This window comes from Thauera sp. DNT-1 (genome assembly GCF_055393985.1).
In genome coordinates this window covers 531,720-548,391 of sequence record NZ_AP043752.1, presented here as the reverse complement: position 1 = coordinate 548,391, position 16,672 = coordinate 531,720, and the positions used below count along the sequence as shown (strand labels likewise).

The window sequence follows — 16,672 nt, the reverse complement described above, 5'->3', positions numbered from 1 at the left end:
GTCGCGCCGGCGCCCGTCGCCGCACCCGCTTCGCGCACGGCCCGCCGCGGGCAGCTTCTGTGCTATACAGGACGAGTCCGACCGCCACGGAAACCATGCGGCATGCGGGACCGCCGCCACTGACCAGGTGAGCCCCATCGACGCGTCCAGACCGCACCCACCGCCTCGTGCCGGGCATGTGCTCGTGGTGGCGCTCGCCCTCGGCGCGGGCTCGGCGCAGGCCGCGGGGATCGATGTCGGCGGGCTGGCCTGGAACGGCGGTCTGGTTCTGCTCGGCGGCGGGCTGGGCTATCTGCTCGGCCGCCGCAGCCTGCGCCGACGCACCCTCGCCGGTGCGGCAGAGGGCCGCGCTGCGGACGACCCGCTTCACGACGACGCCCCGGCGAGCGGCGGCGCGGCTTCGAGGCGGGAGTGGGCAGGCACGCCTGCAGACGCCGACGATTGCGCGCCGGCGAGCGCGCTCCCCCACGCCCTCCTCCCCGCCGCGCACGCCGCTCCGACCGCGCCCGCGCGCGCAGGCGCGGCGATCGGGGTGGTCGCGACCGAATCCTATCGCGAGGTGGTCGATTCGCTCAGCGAGGTGCTCTTCCGCACCGACGAGCTTGGCCGCCTGGTGTTTCTCAACGACGCCTGGAAGGATCTCTCCGGTTTCGATCTGGACGCCACGCGCCAGCATGCGCTGACCGATTTCCTCCATCCAGACGACCGCTTGCGCGCACGCGACGCAATCCGCGCCCTGCTGTGTGGAGACGGCCAGGAATGGACCGACGAGTTGCGGCTGCGCACGCTCTCCGGCGAGATCCGCTGGGTGGCGATCGACTGCCGTGCCTTGCGCGACGGCAGCGGGCAGGAAAGCGGGATCGCCGGCACCATCGACGACATCTCGGCGCGCAAGATCGCCGAGTTCAGCCTGCGCAACCTGAATCAGGAGCTCGAGTCGCGGGTGCGCTCGCGCACCGCCGAACTCGAGACCGCGGTGCGCGAGCTCGAGGCCTTCTCGTATTCGGTCTCGCACGACCTGCGTGCGCCGCTGCGCGCCATCGACGGCTTCGCGCGCATCCTCGTCGAGGAGGCCGGGCCGCGGCTCGACGAACGCCAACGCGAGCAGCTCGTGCGCATCCGCGCCGGCGCCGAGCGCATGGCGATCCTGATCGATGCGCTGATCGACCTCGCCAGCGTCTCCCGGCAACCGTTGCGCAGGAGGCCGGTCGACCTGTCGCGCATTGCCGAAGCGGTGATCCGCGACCTGCAGGCGGAGTCGCCCGGGCGCGTGGTCGCGGTCGAGATCACCAGCGACATGACGGTGGTCGCCGACCCGGTGCTGATGCACGTGCTGCTCGACAACCTGCTGCGCAATGCATGGAAGTTCACAAGCCAGTGCGAACATCCGCGTATCGTCTTCGGCGCGGAACGCGACGGCGAGCGCACGGTGTTCCACGTCGAGGACAACGGCGCCGGATTCGAGATGAACTACGCGGGCAAGCTCTTCCAGCCCTTCCAGCGCCTGCACGCGCAGCACGAGTTCCCCGGCACCGGGATCGGGCTCGCCACCGTACAACGCATCGTCGCCCGCCATGAGGGCCGGGTGTGGGCCAGCGCGGAACCGGGCAAGGGCGCGCGCTTCTGCTTCATGCTGGGGCATTGAGGGTGACGACGCCGCGCTCCGAAACGGGAACGCCCACTCCGGACAGCGGCGGTCGGTCGGCCGCGGCACGAATCGCAGGCGGCAGAGACAAAGGTCTCAACTGCCCGTTGTGCACTGCAGTACAATGAATTCCATTCCGCGCGCGCCCTGCGCCCGCCAAACCATTGCAGCACACCACTCGGACCTCAGGTGGCCACCATGAAAGAAAAGCACTATCTGACCCCGCTCCTCGAGCCGCGCTCCGTCGGCATCATCGGCGCCAGCGAACGCGAGGCCTCCCTCGGCAGCGTGCTCATGCGCAACATGCTCGAGGCCGGCTACAAGGGCAAGCTGTTCGCGATCAACCCGAAGCACGAGAAGGTGCACGGGGTCGCCTGCTACAAGTCGGTGGAAGACGTGCCGCAGCGCCTGGACCTGGTGGTGATGGCAATCCGCGCCGAGAAGACCCCGGCGCTGATGGAGGCCTGCGGCCGCGCCGGGGTGAAGGCGGTGATCCTGCTGTCGGGCGGCTTCTCCGAATCGGGCGCGCGCGGCGCGCTGCTCGAGCGCCAGGTGGTCGAAGCCGCGCACCGCCACCGCATCCGCCTGCTCGGCCCCAATTGTCTGGGCGTCATGCGGCCGCAGCTCGGCGTCAACGCCACCTTCGCGCACGCCAGCGCACTCAAGGGCAGCATCGGCCTGATCTCGCAGTCGGGCGCGCTGTGCGCGGCCATCCTCGACTGGGCCAAACCGAACAACGTCGGCTTCTCGACCGTGGTGTCCCTGGGCTCCTCGTCCGACATCGACTTCGGCGAGGTGCTCGAATACATGATCTCGGACCCGCGCACCGAGAGCATCTTCCTCTACGTCGAAGGCATCCGCGACGCCCGCCGCTTCATGAGCGCGCTGCGCGGCGCCGCGCGCGTCAAGCCGGTGCTGCTGGTCAAGGCCGGCCGCCACCCCGGCGCCTCGCGCGCGATCCTGTCGCACAGCGGCGCGCCGATGGGCGAGGACGCGGTGTTCGACGCCGCGCTGCGTCGCGCCGGCGTGATCCGCCTGTACAACATGGGCCAGCTCTTCGCCGCGGCCAACGCGCTGTTCTCGCACTTCCGCCCGCGCGGCAACCGCCTCGCGATCATCACCAACGGCGGCGGCCCGGGAGTCATGGCGGCCGACCGCGCGGCCGACATCGGCATCCCGCTCGCGGAGTTCGCCGAGAGCACGGTCGAGAAGCTCAACGCCTGCCTGCCCAGCGGCTGGTCGCACGGCAACCCGGTGGACATCCTCGGCGACGCCGGCCCGGAACGTTATCGCGCGGCGCTCAAGGCGGTGCTCGAAGGCCCCAACGTCGACGGCGTGCTGGTGATGCTGACCCCGCAGGCGGTGACCGACCCGAGCGGCGTCGCCGACGTCGTGATCGAGCTCGAGAAGACCGCCGACAAGCCGGTGCTGGTGTGCTGGATGGGCGAGGAGCTCGTCGCCGAGGCGCGCGCCAAGTTCAGCGCCGCGGGCATCCCGCACTTCCGCACGCCGGAGCCGGCGGTCGAGCTCTTCAGCCACATCTCGGCCTACTACCAGAACCAGAAGCTGCTGATGCAGACGCCGTCCTCGCTGTCGCACCTGCCGCCGCCCTCGATCGAGAGCGCGCGCCTGGTGATCGAGATGGCCCTGTCCGAGCGCCGCAAGAAGCTCAACGAGATGGAGTCGAAGGCGCTGCTCGCGGCCTTCCGCATTCCGATCGCGCAGACCGTGGTCGCGCGCAGTGCCGCCGAGGCGATGGTGCTCTCGGCCGAGATCGGCCTGCCGGTGGTGATGAAGATCGACTCGCCGAACATCGTGCACAAGTCCGAGGTGGGCGGCGTGCGCCTGAACATCCGCAGCCTCGCCGCGGTGCGCTCGACCTATCAGGAGATCCTCGACGAGGTCAAGCGCGTGCAGCCCGAGGCGGTGATCAACGGCATCGCGATCGAGCCGATGATCCAGAAGCGCAACGGCCGCGAGCTGGTGGTGAGCGTGCGCCGCGACCCGGTGTTCGGCCCCGCGATCACCTTCGGCGAGGGCGGCAACCTGGTCGAGGAGAACCGCGACGTCGCGGTGGCCCTGCCGCCGCTCAACAGCTTCCTCGTCAAGGACATGATCCGCTCGACCCGCATCTCCACCCGCCTCGGCGAGTTCCGCAACATGCCGGCGGTGGACATGAACGCGCTCGAGCTGGTGCTGTTGCGCATCTCCGAGATGGTCTGCGAGCTGCCGTGGATCACCGCGATGGAGATCAACCCGCTGATCGTGGACGAGAACGGCGTGGTCGCGGTCGACGCGAACATCAGCGTGGAAAACGTGTCTCCGACGGCGGACCGCTACGACCACGTCGCGATCCACCCGTATCCGTCGCACCTGATCAGCACCTGGACCGTGCCCGACGGCACCACGGTGACGATCCGTCCGATCAAGCCGGAGGACGCCGAGCTCGAGGTCGACTTCGTGCGCCGCCTGTCGGCCGAGACCAAGTACTACCGCTTCATGAACACCATGCGCGAGCTGCCGCCCGCGATGGTCGCCCGCCTCACCCAGATCGACTACGACCGCGAGATGGCCTTCGTCGCCACCCTCGAGGCCGACGGCGTAGAGAACGAGATCGGTGTGTGCCGCTACGCGGTGAACCCCGACGGCGAGTCCTGCGAGTTCGCGGTCGTGGTGGCCGACGACTGGCAGCACCGCGGCCTCGCCCGCAAGCTCATGGGCGTACTGATCGAGACCGCGCGCAGCCGTGGCATCCAGTACATGAACGGCGTCTTCCTCGCCAACAACGAGCGCATGCTCAAGTTCGTGCAGAAGCTCGGCTTCGTGCTCAGCAACGACCCGGAAGACAGCTCGGTCAAGCTGGGCATTCTGGCGCTGCAGGACTGAGCGATGCCCGCGACGATCGAGCCCATCGAGTTCCACGGCCAGCCAGCGCTGCGCCTGGCCACCGCTTCGGGTGCACGCGCGGTGGTGGCGCTGCACGGCGCGCAGGTGCTGTCGTGGGCGCCGCCGGGTGGCGAGGAGCGCCTGTACCTGAGCCCGAAGGCAGTGTTCGACGGGCACAGCGCGGTCCGTGGCGGCATCCCGGTGTGCTTCCCGCAGTTCGCCGACCTGGGCCCCCTGCCCGCGCACGGCTTCGCGCGCAACCGGCGGTGGTCGCTCACGACCGAGCGCAGCGGCAAGGACTTCGCCCTCGCGGGGCTGACGCTCGCCGACGACGAAGCCACCCGCGCGCTGTGGCCGTACGCGTTTTCGGCCGAACTGTCGATCCTGATCGAGGACAGCCGGCTCGACCTCGAACTCGAGATCACCAACACCGGCGACGAGGCCTTCGAGTTCACCGCCGCGCTGCACACCTACCTCGCGGTACGCGAGGTCGAGGAATCGCGCATCGAAGGCCTGCACGGCTTCTCCTATCGCGACAAGACCGACGCCGACCGCATCCAGCGCGATAGCGGGGACGCCCTGGTGATCGAGTCCGAGACCGACCGCGTCTATCACGAGGTAAACCGCCCGCTGCTGCTGCGCGAATACCACCGCAGCCTGGGCGTCAATGCCGACGGTTTCCCCGACGTGGTGGTGTGGAACCCCTGGATCGAGCGCAGCGCCGCGATCGCGGACCTGCCGGACGACGGCTTCCGCCGCATGCTCTGCATCGAGGCCGCCGCCGCCCGCCAGCCGGTACGCGTGCAGCCCGGCGAATCGTGGTGGGGGCGGCAGACCCTGGTCGCCCTCTGAGCCTGCGTCGCGCACGCACGAGCCGCCGCAGCCTCGCTGCCTTCTGCCGGAGCGACGCGAGTCGCACTCACGGCGCCCGGAGTCCGCGCCGCCGTCGCCGGATCGCCCGCTCACGACTCGCTTCGCCCCGCAGCGGCCGCCACACCGGTCCGCGGGTTGCTCTCCCCGCGCCGCCTGTTGCACTATCCGGGCCTTATCTTCTGCGCTTCACCGCCTCTTCCCCATGCTCCCCCCGATCGAATACCGCATCGCCGAAGAGCTCGGCGTCTCGCCGCGCCAGGTCATCGCCGCCGTCCAGCTCATCGACGATGGCGCCACCGTGCCCTTCATCGCCCGCTACCGCAAGGAAGTCACCGGTGGCCTGGACGACACGCAGTTGCGCACGCTGGAGGAACGCCTGGGCTACCTGCGCGAGCTCGAAGACCGCCGCGCCACCGTGCTGGCCTCGATCGAGGAGCAGGGCAAGCTCACCGCCGAGCTGCGTGCCGAGGTCGAGGACGCCGACACCAAGCAGCGCCTCGAGGACCTCTACCTTCCCTACAAGCCCAAGCGCCGCACCAAGGCACAGATCGCGCGCGAGGCCGGCATCGGCCCGCTGGCCGAGACATTGCTCGCCGACCCGACCCTGACGCCCGAAGTCGAAGCCGAAAAGTACATCAACGCCGAGGCCGGTTTTGCCGACACCAAGGCGGTGCTCGACGGCGCGCGCCAGATCCTGATGGAGCACTTCGCCGAGGACGCCACCCTGCTCGGCGAGCTGCGCAGCTACCTGCACGAACATGGCCGGGTGCGCTCGAGCGTGATCGAGGGCAAGGAGAACGAAGGCGCCAAGTTCCGCGACTGGTTCGACTTCGCCGAACCGATCGCCACCATGCCCTCGCACCGTGCGCTGGCGCTGCTGCGCGGGCGCAACGAAGGCGTGCTGCGCCTGGCACTCGACGTCGAGCGCCCCGACCCCGACGCCCCGCATCCTTGCGAAGGCCGCATCGCCGTGCGCTTCGGCATCCGCAGCCAGGGCCGCCCGGGCGACCGCTGGCTCGCCGAGACCGCGCGCTGGGCGTGGAGCGTGAAGATCTCCATCCACCTCGAACTCGAGCTGATGAGCGAGCTGCGCGAGCGCGCCGAGGAAGAGGCGATCCGCGTCTTCGCGCGCAACCTCCACGACCTGCTGCTCGCCGCCCCCGCCGGCACGCGCGCCACCATCGGCCTCGACCCCGGAATCCGCACCGGAGTGAAGGTCGCGGTGGTGGATGCCACCGGCAAGCTGGTCGACACCGCCACCGTGTATCCCTTCGAGCCGCGCCGCGACCGCGAATCGTCGATCGCCACCATCGCCGCGCTGGCGAAGAAGCATGCGGTCGAGCTGATCGCCATCGGCAATGGCACCGCCTCGCGCGAGACCGACGCGCTGGTGGCCGAGCTGATGAAGCGCTACCCGGAGCTGCAGCTGACCAAGATCGTCGTCTCGGAGGCCGGCGCCTCGGTGTATTCCGCGTCCGAACTCGCCGCACGCGAGTTCCCCGAGCTCGACGTCAGCCTGCGCGGCGCGGTTTCGATCGCCCGCCGCCTGCAGGATCCGCTCGCCGAGCTGGTCAAGATCGATCCCAAGTCGATCGGCGTCGGCCAGTACCAGCACGACGTCAACCAGGGCCGCCTGGCGAAGAGCCTGGACGCCGTGGTGGAAGACTGCGTGAACGCGGTCGGCGTGGACGTGAACACCGCGTCTGCACCGCTGCTCGCACGCATCTCGGGTCTGAACGCCACGCTCGCCGGCAACATCGTCGAGTATCGCAATACCCGGGGCCCCTTCCGCAGCCGCAGCGCATTGAAGGACGTGCCCCGCCTCGGCCCCAAGACCTTCGAGCAGGCCGCGGGCTTCCTGCGCATCCCCAGCGGCGACAACCCGCTCGACGCCTCCTCGGTGCACCCCGAGGCCTACCCGGTGGTCGAGCGCATCCTCGCGCGCGTGCGGAAGAGCGTGCGCGAACTGATGGGCAACGGCGGCTTCCTCAAGAGCCTGAAACCGGAGGAGTTCACCGACGAGCGCTTCGGGCTGCCCACCGTGCAGGACATCCTCGCCGAACTGGAAAAGCCCGGCCGCGACCCGCGCCCCGAGTTCCGCACCGCGACCTTCCGCGAGGGCGTGGAGACCTTGAAGGACCTCGAGCCCGGCATGCTGCTCGAAGGCGTGGTCACCAACGTCACCAACTTCGGCGCCTTCGTCGACATCGGCGTGCATCAGGACGGCCTGGTGCACATCTCCGCGCTGTCCAACACCTTCGTCAAGGACCCGCACAGCGTGGTCAAGGCGGGTCAGGTGGTGAAGGTGAAGGTGCTGGAGGTGGACATCCCGCGCCACCGCATCGCGCTCACCATGCGCCTGGGCGACGAGGTGACTGCGAAGCGCGGCGAGTCCGGCGCCCGGCGCGACGAGGGTGCGCCGCGGCGCGGGGAAGGCGGCCAGGCCCCGCGTGGCGAGCAGCGCCCGCGCGGCGGCGACAACCGGCGCCCGCCCGCGCAGGGCAAGAGTGGCGCGCGCCAGGAGGCTTCCCGCCCCGCCGCTGCCAACGCACTCGCCGAAGCATTCGCCCGCGCCCGCGGCAATCGCTGAGGAGGCCGTCATGCCGACGACGATCCACGGCATCAGGAACTGCGACACCATGAAGAAGACCTTCGCCTGGTTCGACGGCGCGGGTGTCGCCTACCAACTCCACGATTACAAGAAGGCCGGCGTCGACGCCGCCACACTCGCGCGCTGGTGCGAGAAGCTCGGGTGGGAAGCGCTCGTCAACAAGCGCGGCACCACCTGGCGCAGGCTCCCGCCCGAGCAGCAGGCGATCGCCGACACGGCCGCCGCGATCGCGCTGATGCAGGCCCAGCCCAGCCTGATCCGTCGCCCGGTGGTCGAGTTCGCCGACGGCGGACTCGTCGTCGGCCTGGATACCGAGGCCTTCGAGCGCCACAGCCGGGGCCGAGCCCAACCGCCAGCAGGAACACCGGACACTCCAAGATGAAGACGCCCCTCCCCACCAGCTATGTGCAACGTTTCCTGCTCGAGGACCTCGACATCCGCGGCGCGGTCGTGCGCCTCACCGACGTCTGGGAAGCCATGCAGGACGGGCGCGGCTATGCGCCCGCGGTGGCGCGACTGCTCGGCGAGATGAGCGCAGTCTCCACCGTGATCGCCGGCAACCTCAAGCAGCCCGGCCGGCTGACCTTCCAGATCACCGGCCACGGCCCCGTCAGCCTGCTGGTGATCGACTGCGCCGAGACCCTGAACCTGCGCGGTTACGCCAAGGCCGAGGGCACGCCCGCCGCGGGCACGCTGGTCGAGCTCGTCGGCGACGGGCGCCTGCAACTCTCCCTCGACATCGAAGGCCTCGATCAGCCCTACCAGAGCCTGGTGCCGCTGGAAGGCGACAGCATCGCCGAGGTCTTCGAGCACTATCTCGTCCAGTCCGAGCAGCAGCCCGCCAGGCTGTGGCTGGCGTGCAGCGCGCAGGCGGCGGTGGCCCTGTTCGTGCAGAAGCTGCCCGGTGCCGACCTCAAGGACATCGACGGTTGGTCGCGCGTCCAGCAGCTGGCCCACACCGTGCGCGAGGACGAGCTGCTCGGCCTCGACGCCGAGCAGATCCTGCGCCGCCTGTTCGCCGAGGAGGACATCCGCCTCTTCGACGCGCGTCCGGTCACCCACGAATGGCCGGCCGATCCGGACAAGATCGCCGAGATGTTGCGCGCACTCGGCGAGGACGAAGTACGCACGGTCCTGGACCAGCATGGCGAGGTGGTGGTGCATGACGATCTGTCCAACCACACCTACCGTTTCGATCGCAGCGACGTGGACGCGCTCTTCCGCCCGCCCACCCTGCATTGAGCCGGAAGCCGGCAATGCCGGCCGGCTTGCGCCGCCGGCCTTGCCCGAACGTGTTCGCCTAAGTACACTCGCTCGATTTTGAAGACCGTTCAGCACATGTCCGCCAGCGCGCCCGCAAGATCGATCGAGTTCCACAACACGACCCTGGGCGCCACCATCGCCGTCCTGCAGGCGGCGGAACCGAGCACGCTTGCCGATTCGCTGCACAAGATGCTCGGCGGCATGCCCGACTTCTTCAGCGGCGAGCTGCTCATCCTCGATTTCGGCGGGGTGGCGCAACTGCCCGAGCGTATCGATTGGTCGGGCCTGCAGTCGCTGCTGCGGCGCTACCGCCTGCAGCCGATCGGTGTGATGCGCCTGGCGGCGGAACACCACGAGGGCGCCCGGCGCGCCGGGCTCGCACTGGTCGATCCGGCGCAGCTCGCCGCCCGCCCGCCCGCCGAGGCGCCCGCGCGCCACGCTGCTCCCGCGGAGCCCGCGCCCGCGGCTGCGCCGCCCCCGCTGCCGCCCCCGGTCGCCGCTGCGGCCACCCCGACCATGTTCGTCGAACGCCCGCTGCGCTCCGGCCAGCAGATCTATGCGCGCGGCACCGATCTCGTCCTGCTCGGTGGCGTGAGCCCCGGCGCCGAAGTCATCGCCGATGGCAGCATCCACTGCTACGGCCCCCTGCGCGGACGCGCGATCGCGGGCGCTCAGGGCAACCAGGCGGCGCGCATCGTGGCCAGCAACTTCGGCCCCGAACTCGTATCGATCGCCGGCGTGTACCGCACCTTCGAGCGCGGCATTCCCGAAGCCTTTGCCGGCAAGCCCACCTTGGTGCGGCTGAGCGGCACCGACCATACACTCAACCTCGAAGCGCTGAAGCTCGACTGAGCCAGCCATACCGCATCCACAAGGGGAAACCGTGAGAGTCATCGTAGTAACTTCGGGCAAGGGCGGCGTCGGCAAGACCACCACCAGTGCGGCATTCGCCTCCGGACTCGCCCTGCGCGGCTTCAAGACCGCCGTCATCGACTTCGATGTCGGCCTGCGCAACCTCGACCTCATCATGGGCTGCGAGCGTCGCGTCGTGTACGACCTGGTCAATGTGGTCAATGGCGAGGCCCGCCTGAACCAGGCCCTGATCAAGGACAAGCACTGCGACAACCTGTTCATCCTCCCGGCCTCGCAGACGCGCGACAAGGACGCGCTCACCGAGGAAGGCGTCGAGAAGGTGCTGCAGGAGCTCGAGCACATGGGCTTCGAGTACGTGGTGTGCGACTCCCCGGCCGGCATCGAGCGCGGCGCGGTGATGGCGCTGACGTTCGCCGACGAGGCCATCGTGACCACCAACCCCGAGGTCTCCTCGGTGCGCGACTCCGACCGTATCCTCGGTATCCTGCAGAGCAAGTCCAAGCGTGCGCGCGAGGGCGGCGAGCCGGTCAAGGAGCACCTGCTCATCACCCGCTACTCGCCCAAGCGCGTCGAGGACGGCGAGATGCTGTCGTACAAGGACGTGCAGGAGCTGCTGCGCGTGCCGCTGATCGGCGTGATCCCCGAGTCGGAGTCCGTGCTGCACGCCTCGAACCAGGGCACGCCCGCGATCCACCTCAAGGGTACCGACGTCGCCGAAGCCTACGCCGACGTCGTCGGCCGCTTCCTCGGCGAAGACCTGCCGCTGCGCTACGTCAATTACGAAAAGCCCGGCCTGATCAAGCGCCTGTTCGGAGGCAAGTGACATGTCCTTCCTCGCCCGCCTCTTCGGCGAAAAGAAGAAGACCGCGGAGATCGCCAAGAACCGCCTGTCGCTGCTGATCGCCCACGAGCGCGCGGGCGACAGCCCCAGGGCCGACTTCCTGCCCGACCTGCAGCGCGAGCTGATCGAGGTCATCTCGAAGTACGTCGCGGTCAACCCCGACGACATCAAGGTCCAGCTCGAAAAGCAGGACAACTACGAGGTGCTCGAGGTCAATATCGTGCTGCCGGAGCAGAACCGCTGAGCCTCGGCCGCCCGGGTGATGAAATCGGTAACCATAGCGGACTTAAAAACTTTTGACACCCTATAATCCTCAACAACTTAGCGCGCTGTGCGTAGTGCGGTGCGTAGTTGCTCTGAGGAGAAAGGGAAAATGGGCTCCATTGTCGAAAGGAAGCGCACGGACAAGGCCACCGGAAAGACGGTGACGACCTACCGCGCGCACATCCGCCGCGCGGGCTTCGCCAGCCGTTCCAAGGTCTTCGCCAGCAAGCGCGAGGCGCAAGACTGGCTGCGCAACAACGAGAACGACGCCGCCCTGGAGCGTGTCGCACGCCCCCGCGGGAAGACCCTCGCCGATCTGATCGAGGACTTCATCCGTGCGGACGTGTGCGACTACGCATCGCCGGCACATCTGGAATTCTGGCGTGACGAGCTCGGCGCCCGCCCCATTGCTGAAATCACGCACGGCGACGTCAACGGAGCACTGCTGACGCTTCGCACCAGGCGGGCACGTCGCCGCACCACGTCGGGCGTGATCACGACCGACAAGCCCCTATCCCCTGCGACGATCAACCGGTACGGCGCGGCCCTGTCGGCGGTCTTCGGCTTCGCCCTACAGCATGGCGTGATCGAGGCGCACCCGATGAAGGGCGGCAAGGTCAAACGCCTGAAGGAAGGCCCCGGCCGGCAGCGCATCCTTACCCCCGACGAAGAATCGCGCCTCCTCGCCGCCGCCGCGGCATCCCGCTGGGATGGCATGCATCTGTTCGTGCTGATGCTCCTGACCACCGCCGCGCGGAAGTCCGAAGTGCTGAACCTGCGCTGGCGTGACGTCGACCTTGCCCGCGGAATCGCGGTGCTGGGAAAGACGAAGAACGGAAGCCCGCGCGCGCTCCCGCTGGTCGCAGACGTGCGCGCCGCGCTCGCAACCGCCGCCAAGGTGCGCCCGCTCGGCAGCGATCTGGTTTTCTTCGACCCGAAGCAACCCGAGCGCCCGAAGAACGTGGACACCTTGTGGCGGTTCGTTCGGATTCGCGCCGGCCTGGACGATACCGACGACCCCGTGCACAAGGTCGTGATGCACACCACCCGGCACACGGGCGTTACCAAGGTGATCCGCAACGGAGCCAACCTCGCGCAAGCGGCGCTGATCAGCGGACACAAGACGCTCGCCATGCTCAAGCGTTACGAGCACCTGGCCGCCGATGATGTGCTCGAACTCGCAGAAAAGGCGCTCGGCACCGTCGGCAAGAAGAACAACGGCGCCGCCTGACCGGAGACCCCGCGATGAAGATCACCTTCGACCGCCGCAAGCCCCGTATCGACGACTGGGCGGTGCGCGCCAATGGCATTGCCTACGGCAGCCTGTGGAGATCCGGCGCCGACTACCTCGTGAGTTGTTCGCACCTGGAACGGTTCGCCACCATCGAAGCCGCGCAACGCGCGGCACGGCGGCAACTGAAAGCCGCGCTACAACCGAGCAAGACCGCCGCCTGACGGACTCAGGCAGAAGCGGAGCGACCAGGCGCGGGAACGCCTGGAAGCCCCTGACCACAACCGACCTACATAGGAGGTCCGCATCATGGCTGACACCGAAACTAGCACAAACGCCACCATCACCCCCGAACGTTTGCAAGCGAAGTATGAGGACTTGCGCCTGCACTTCGAACGGCTCGCCAGTGCGCTTGGCGCCCTGTCCCGCTCGATCGAGTCCGATGACCCCGGCGTTGCAAGCGACGTGTGCAAGATCTTCGAAAACTACGCATGCGAGGTGCTCAACGAACACCCGCGGAGCGGCTCCGAAATTCTCTTTGAGTAGCAGACTTTCGCCAATGGCGTAACGCCGCCCCTACTTCGACGGGAGGAAAAGCCGGACACCTGGCCGGCCTGGGGCGGCACCTTCTACCAGGGCGCCGCATAGGTGGGCGAAATGGTTTCTTTTGAAGCCTGGCTAGAAGACGAGCTCCGCGCCGTCATCACGACACATCGGCCCTTCGGCGACAACCTGCGAAAGAATCGCACGCTCGCACGCTCGGCATTGGTCCGGATCGTAGATCTGAACCCGCACGTTCGCGCGCTCGATGGCCCGCAACGCTGGCAGCGCCTTCTGTGGGCGTTTCTCGACACCGCCGCCTCATGCGCGCCCAATAGAACGAAGGCAGTCAGGCAGGACATCCGCCGCGCCCGCGAGCTTTCGCGCGAGATTCGAGAATTGGCCGCCGAGCTGGCGCGCAAGCTGCGCGCTCGGGACGCGATCTGTAATGCTCGAAACCTCAGCCGAAATGCCGATTCGCACCCTGTCGACTTGCTCAATGAGGCTGCATGCATTGCGGACACGCATGCAGCCTATCGCGGCGCCAACATCGCCGGCAGCTTTCGCCTTCACGTCGCGCCAGCGTTGGCGGAGCTCGACCAACACGTCAACCCTGCCTGCTGGCCAACGAGTGCCGATCTGATCGAGGCCCTAGCCAGCCTGCAAGACCGCGACGAACAGCACGAGCCCATGATTGACGCGCTGCATGTCGCCACGGCGACGCGCGAAGCCTCTGTTCGTGACTACTGGCGCGCGCTGGACGTTGCCTTGCGTGAGATCCAATCCCGCCACGACGTCAACATCGACCTTCCGGACCAGGACTGCGTCGACCTTACCGCCGCCGTGCTCGATTCGCCGGCCGGCTGCACCCTGGACAACTTCCGGAAAGTCAAAGCAACAAGCTAAGGACAACCCACGCCGGAATTCTCGCCTGTTGTCCTCACTGCAACAAAGGGCACTCCGTAAAACTCGCGATCACCATCTAACGCAAGGTGATCGCCATGCAAGAAACCCCTAGCGCAACGCTCCCGCTCGATGACCTTCACACCATCGAAGAGCTTGCGAGCAAGTACCCTCGCATCCTGACGGCCTACACCCTGCGCTGGCAGTTGCGCGAGCGGGAAAAGAACGGTCTTGCCCCGGCGTGCGTGCGCGTTGGCAAGAAACTGCTCATCAGCAAAACCCGTTATGAACAGTGGCTGGCAGCCCGCGCCGGCCGCGGCGCATCTGTGGCATGACCGGGAGCGCCGACCATGACCGAAAAAGAAAAGGGCGCCAGCCCTGACCAGGCCGCGCCCCAAGCATTCGACACCGCCAATTCTAGCGCAACCCCGCCCGCGCTCGATACCCTCGCCAACTGGCCCCAGGAAAAGCCCCCCCGTTTCCGCGGCAATGGCAAGCGCCGCACGCGCGCCGACGCCATCGCCCGCAAGAGGGGTGACGCATGAACGACACGCGCATTCTTGCTCCGAAGGCGATGGCATGCTTCGCCTGTAATCAGGATGCGAACCCCGAGCAATCGACCGTTGTTGAGGTTTCGATGCTCGCGCCTGGACTGGGCATCGCCGTTGCAATCTGCCCCGCCTGCACCGCCCGCGCGATTGACCGTGACGGCTCGGCAGATACGCTGATTGCGGAGATCCGCGATCAATACTCGGCGGGCGTGACCTTCGCCCGCCCCTCTGAAGTGCCCGCCACGGCTTCGCCAAGCATCACGCTCCGCCGCCGCGGCATCGGCGCACATCCCCGCCGCCATCCGGCCTACGGAAAGAGCCTGGCCGAAAACCCTCCCCCGGCTGATGAGCCGCTGAACATTGCGCTTGGCTGGCCAAACGCCAAGAACCTACCGGCGCCGCTCCTCGTGGTGCAACCCGAGGACAATCCCGCACGCCTTCGCTTCGATGTGGCAGACGGCCGCCGCGTGCGTGTGGCGCATCCGTCCAACGCGGATCCCGACCGCCTGCTGAAGCTGGCACAAGCCCTGATCGACCACGGCGCGACATGCGTCGACCTGATCGTGCACCCGCCCCGCCCCGGCGCAAGAGAGCGCGAACGGCTCCGCGTGCTGGTGGAGTCCGATGCATGACCAAGCCCGTCCACCTTCGCGTCATCGACGCTGCCAAGACCCAACCCCCACCGCCGTCCGATCTGCCCACAATCAAGATCGAAGACGGCAGCCTGCCCGAGAACGTTGCCGCAGTAGGCGCCGCCCTGGCGCGCGCTCCCGATCTGTTCACCTTTGGCGAGCGGTTCGTTCACCTGCACCGGAGCGAAAAGGGCGCCGTCATTGTGCCGGTGGAGCCGGCGCACCTGATGACCCTCGCCGGCACCTACGCAAGCCTGTTCAAGTTTGACGGCCGGAGCGGCGCGGATCGCCCCGCAGACTGCCCGCGCCGATTGGCTGACGCCTACCTGGCGCGACGACACTTTCCCGAGCACAAGCGCCTGAGCGGTGTTGTTGAGGCCCCGACGATCACCGCAGACGGGCGCCTGCTCGACCAGGCAGGATATGACCCGGATTCCGGGCTCTACGTGGCATGCGATCCCGCGGAGCTTCCGTGCTACCCCGGCATCAACCCGCGCCCTGACGCAGACGATGCGAAGGCCGCCGCCGAGCTTCTGATAGACGCCTTGGGAACATGGCCCTTCACATCAGAAGGCGACCGATCCGCAGCCCTCGCCGCACTGATCGGAACCGTGGTGCGCCGTTCGATTCCTGCGGCGCCGATGGTGGGCGTATCGGCAACGGCACCCGGCACCGGAAAAAGCCTGCTTGCCGACGTGATCAGCATCGTTGCGACCGGATCCCGCCCCGCGGTGATGAGCCTGGGGCGGAGCGACGATGAAAACGAAAAGAGGCTGGCCGGCGCCTTCCTTGCGGGTGATCCGGTGATTGCGCTCGACAACATCAGTTTTCCGCTTGGCTTCGATCTGCTCTGCCAAGTCTGCACCCAACCCCTCGCCCGCTTCCGCCCGCTCGGCGGATCCGCGCTGGTGACGGTCCCGACGAATGCGCAACTGATCGCCACCGGTAACGCCCTCACGATCACAGGCGACCTGAAGCGACGCACGCTGCTGATTCGCCTGGATGCCGGCATGGAGCGCCCCGAGCTGCGCCGCTTCGACCGTGACGCCCTGGAATACGCCCGCGCCGAGCGCGGTCGCCTGATCGCCGCCGCGCTGACGATCCCCCTCGCCTACCTCGCGGCCGGCTCGCCTGCGGTCGATCTGCCCCCCGTTGGCTCTTTCACGGAATGGGATCGCCTTGTGCGCCGTCCGCTGCGCTGGCTTGGGCTTCCCGACCCCCTTGCCCCCGCTGAGACCTTGCGCGAGTTCGACCCCGAGCTGGAAGCCTCGCGCCTGCTGCTGTCGGCATGGTTCGACGCCTTCAACTCGAAGCCGGTAAGTGCGGCCGAGGTTGTCGCCGCCGCGCTGTCAGTAGGCCCCGCCTCAGGCGAGTACCAGCACCCGGACTTGCGCGAGGCGCTGCAACTGATCTGTCACGAGAAGATCACCGCGCGCCGGCTCGGCGGATGGCTGCGATCGAACCGCGACCGGATTGTCGACGCGCTCCGCGCGGTGCAGGCCGGCACCGATGGCCACTCGAAAACCGCCCTTTGGGCCGTTCGCACGGATTGCGGGTAA

At 68.1% G+C, this 16,672-nt stretch carries 17 protein-coding genes; all 17 read left to right on the top strand.

The annotated features are described in order from the left end of the window. Positions 1-187: 187 nt before the first annotated feature. Positions 188-1,645: a sensor histidine kinase gene (locus ACZ5PP_RS02590; RefSeq protein ID WP_464826707.1), complete on the top strand. Its 1,458-nt coding sequence runs from the start codon at positions 188-190 to the stop codon at positions 1,643-1,645. Positions 1,646-1,843: 198 nt separating this feature from the next. After that, positions 1,844-4,531: a bifunctional acetate--CoA ligase family protein/GNAT family N-acetyltransferase gene (locus ACZ5PP_RS02585; RefSeq protein WP_004318240.1), complete on the top strand. Its 2,688-nt coding sequence runs from the start codon at positions 1,844-1,846 to the stop codon at positions 4,529-4,531. 3 nt (positions 4,532-4,534) lie between these two features. Continuing rightward, on the top strand, positions 4,535-5,383 hold the full coding sequence (locus ACZ5PP_RS02580; RefSeq protein ID WP_004318241.1) for a D-hexose-6-phosphate mutarotase: 849 nt from the start codon (positions 4,535-4,537) through the stop codon (positions 5,381-5,383). A 223-nt stretch (positions 5,384-5,606) separates the two neighbouring features. Next, entirely contained in the window at positions 5,607-7,994 is a 2,388-nt protein-coding gene (locus ACZ5PP_RS02575) for a Tex family protein (RefSeq protein WP_464826706.1), read from the top strand. Between the two features lie 10 nt (positions 7,995-8,004). Beyond that, on the top strand, positions 8,005-8,397 hold the full coding sequence (locus tag ACZ5PP_RS02570) for an arsenate reductase (RefSeq protein WP_004318245.1): 393 nt from the start codon (positions 8,005-8,007) through the stop codon (positions 8,395-8,397). Continuing rightward, a complete protein-coding gene (gene hslO / locus ACZ5PP_RS02565) occupies positions 8,394-9,257 on the top strand; it encodes an Hsp33 family molecular chaperone HslO (RefSeq protein ID WP_004318246.1) in 864 nt (287 codons plus the stop codon). The genes ACZ5PP_RS02570 and hslO overlap by 4 nt, the downstream gene beginning before the upstream one ends. A 96-nt stretch (positions 9,258-9,353) precedes the next feature. Then, positions 9,354-10,130: a septum site-determining protein MinC gene (gene minC / locus ACZ5PP_RS02560; protein WP_464826705.1), complete on the top strand. Its 777-nt coding sequence runs from the start codon at positions 9,354-9,356 to the stop codon at positions 10,128-10,130. 31 nt (positions 10,131-10,161) lie between these two features. Continuing rightward, the gene (gene minD / locus ACZ5PP_RS02555; protein ID WP_004324902.1) at positions 10,162-10,974 is read left to right on the top strand and encodes a septum site-determining protein MinD; all 813 of its coding nucleotides are present in this window, start codon (positions 10,162-10,164) and stop codon (positions 10,972-10,974) included. Position 10,975: 1 nt separating this feature from the next. Next, the gene (minE, locus tag ACZ5PP_RS02550; protein ID WP_004324900.1) at positions 10,976-11,236 is read left to right on the top strand and encodes a cell division topological specificity factor MinE; all 261 of its coding nucleotides are present in this window, start codon (positions 10,976-10,978) and stop codon (positions 11,234-11,236) included. Between the two features lie 129 nt (positions 11,237-11,365). After that, positions 11,366-12,487, top strand: coding sequence for a tyrosine-type recombinase/integrase (locus ACZ5PP_RS02545; protein WP_464826704.1), 1,122 nt, complete (start codon positions 11,366-11,368; stop codon positions 12,485-12,487). A gap of 14 nt (positions 12,488-12,501) precedes the next feature. Beyond that, complete coding sequence (locus tag ACZ5PP_RS02540; protein WP_464826703.1) at positions 12,502-12,711, top strand: hypothetical protein; 210 nt, start codon at positions 12,502-12,504, stop codon at positions 12,709-12,711. Between the two features lie 85 nt (positions 12,712-12,796). Next, positions 12,797-13,033 (top strand): hypothetical protein, encoded by a 237-nt coding sequence (locus tag ACZ5PP_RS02535; RefSeq protein ID WP_415258100.1) that lies wholly within the window; start codon positions 12,797-12,799, stop codon positions 13,031-13,033. A gap of 111 nt (positions 13,034-13,144) precedes the next feature. Then, positions 13,145-13,933 carry a hypothetical protein gene (locus ACZ5PP_RS02530; protein WP_464826702.1) on the top strand — a complete coding sequence of 263 codons (789 nt, stop codon included), beginning with the start codon at positions 13,145-13,147 and terminating at the stop codon, positions 13,931-13,933. Positions 13,934-14,028: 95 nt separating this feature from the next. After that, positions 14,029-14,265, top strand: coding sequence for a hypothetical protein (locus tag ACZ5PP_RS02525; RefSeq protein ID WP_138861435.1), 237 nt, complete (start codon positions 14,029-14,031; stop codon positions 14,263-14,265). Between the two features lie 15 nt (positions 14,266-14,280). Further along, on the top strand, positions 14,281-14,475 hold the full coding sequence (locus tag ACZ5PP_RS02520) for a hypothetical protein (RefSeq protein ID WP_138861434.1): 195 nt from the start codon (positions 14,281-14,283) through the stop codon (positions 14,473-14,475). After that, on the top strand, positions 14,472-15,113 hold the full coding sequence (locus tag ACZ5PP_RS02515) for a hypothetical protein (protein WP_138861433.1): 642 nt from the start codon (positions 14,472-14,474) through the stop codon (positions 15,111-15,113). The genes ACZ5PP_RS02520 and ACZ5PP_RS02515 overlap by 4 nt, the downstream gene beginning before the upstream one ends. After that, positions 15,110-16,672 (top strand): hypothetical protein, encoded by a 1,563-nt coding sequence (locus tag ACZ5PP_RS02510; RefSeq protein ID WP_464826701.1) that lies wholly within the window; start codon positions 15,110-15,112, stop codon positions 16,670-16,672. The genes ACZ5PP_RS02515 and ACZ5PP_RS02510 overlap by 4 nt, the downstream gene beginning before the upstream one ends.

Coding starts and splice junctions, on each gene's coding strand:
- ACZ5PP_RS02585 (WP_004318240.1), top strand. CDS start 1,844: ATGAAAGAAAAGCACTATCTGACCCCGCTCCTCGAGCCGCGCTCCGTC.
- ACZ5PP_RS02580 (WP_004318241.1), top strand. CDS start 4,535: ATGCCCGCGACGATCGAGCCCATCGAGTTCCACGGCCAGCCAGCGCTG.
- ACZ5PP_RS02575 (WP_464826706.1), top strand. CDS start 5,607: ATGCTCCCCCCGATCGAATACCGCATCGCCGAAGAGCTCGGCGTCTCG.
- ACZ5PP_RS02570 (WP_004318245.1), top strand. CDS start 8,005: ATGCCGACGACGATCCACGGCATCAGGAACTGCGACACCATGAAGAAG.
- hslO (WP_004318246.1), top strand. CDS start 8,394: ATGAAGACGCCCCTCCCCACCAGCTATGTGCAACGTTTCCTGCTCGAG.
- minC (WP_464826705.1), top strand. CDS start 9,354: ATGTCCGCCAGCGCGCCCGCAAGATCGATCGAGTTCCACAACACGACC.
- minE (WP_004324900.1), top strand. CDS start 10,976: ATGTCCTTCCTCGCCCGCCTCTTCGGCGAAAAGAAGAAGACCGCGGAG.
- ACZ5PP_RS02545 (WP_464826704.1), top strand. CDS start 11,366: ATGGGCTCCATTGTCGAAAGGAAGCGCACGGACAAGGCCACCGGAAAG.
- ACZ5PP_RS02540 (WP_464826703.1), top strand. CDS start 12,502: ATGAAGATCACCTTCGACCGCCGCAAGCCCCGTATCGACGACTGGGCG.
- ACZ5PP_RS02535 (WP_415258100.1), top strand. CDS start 12,797: ATGGCTGACACCGAAACTAGCACAAACGCCACCATCACCCCCGAACGT.
- ACZ5PP_RS02530 (WP_464826702.1), top strand. CDS start 13,145: ATGGTTTCTTTTGAAGCCTGGCTAGAAGACGAGCTCCGCGCCGTCATC.
- ACZ5PP_RS02525 (WP_138861435.1), top strand. CDS start 14,029: ATGCAAGAAACCCCTAGCGCAACGCTCCCGCTCGATGACCTTCACACC.
- ACZ5PP_RS02520 (WP_138861434.1), top strand. CDS start 14,281: ATGACCGAAAAAGAAAAGGGCGCCAGCCCTGACCAGGCCGCGCCCCAA.
- ACZ5PP_RS02515 (WP_138861433.1), top strand. CDS start 14,472: ATGAACGACACGCGCATTCTTGCTCCGAAGGCGATGGCATGCTTCGCC.
- ACZ5PP_RS02510 (WP_464826701.1), top strand. CDS start 15,110: ATGACCAAGCCCGTCCACCTTCGCGTCATCGACGCTGCCAAGACCCAA.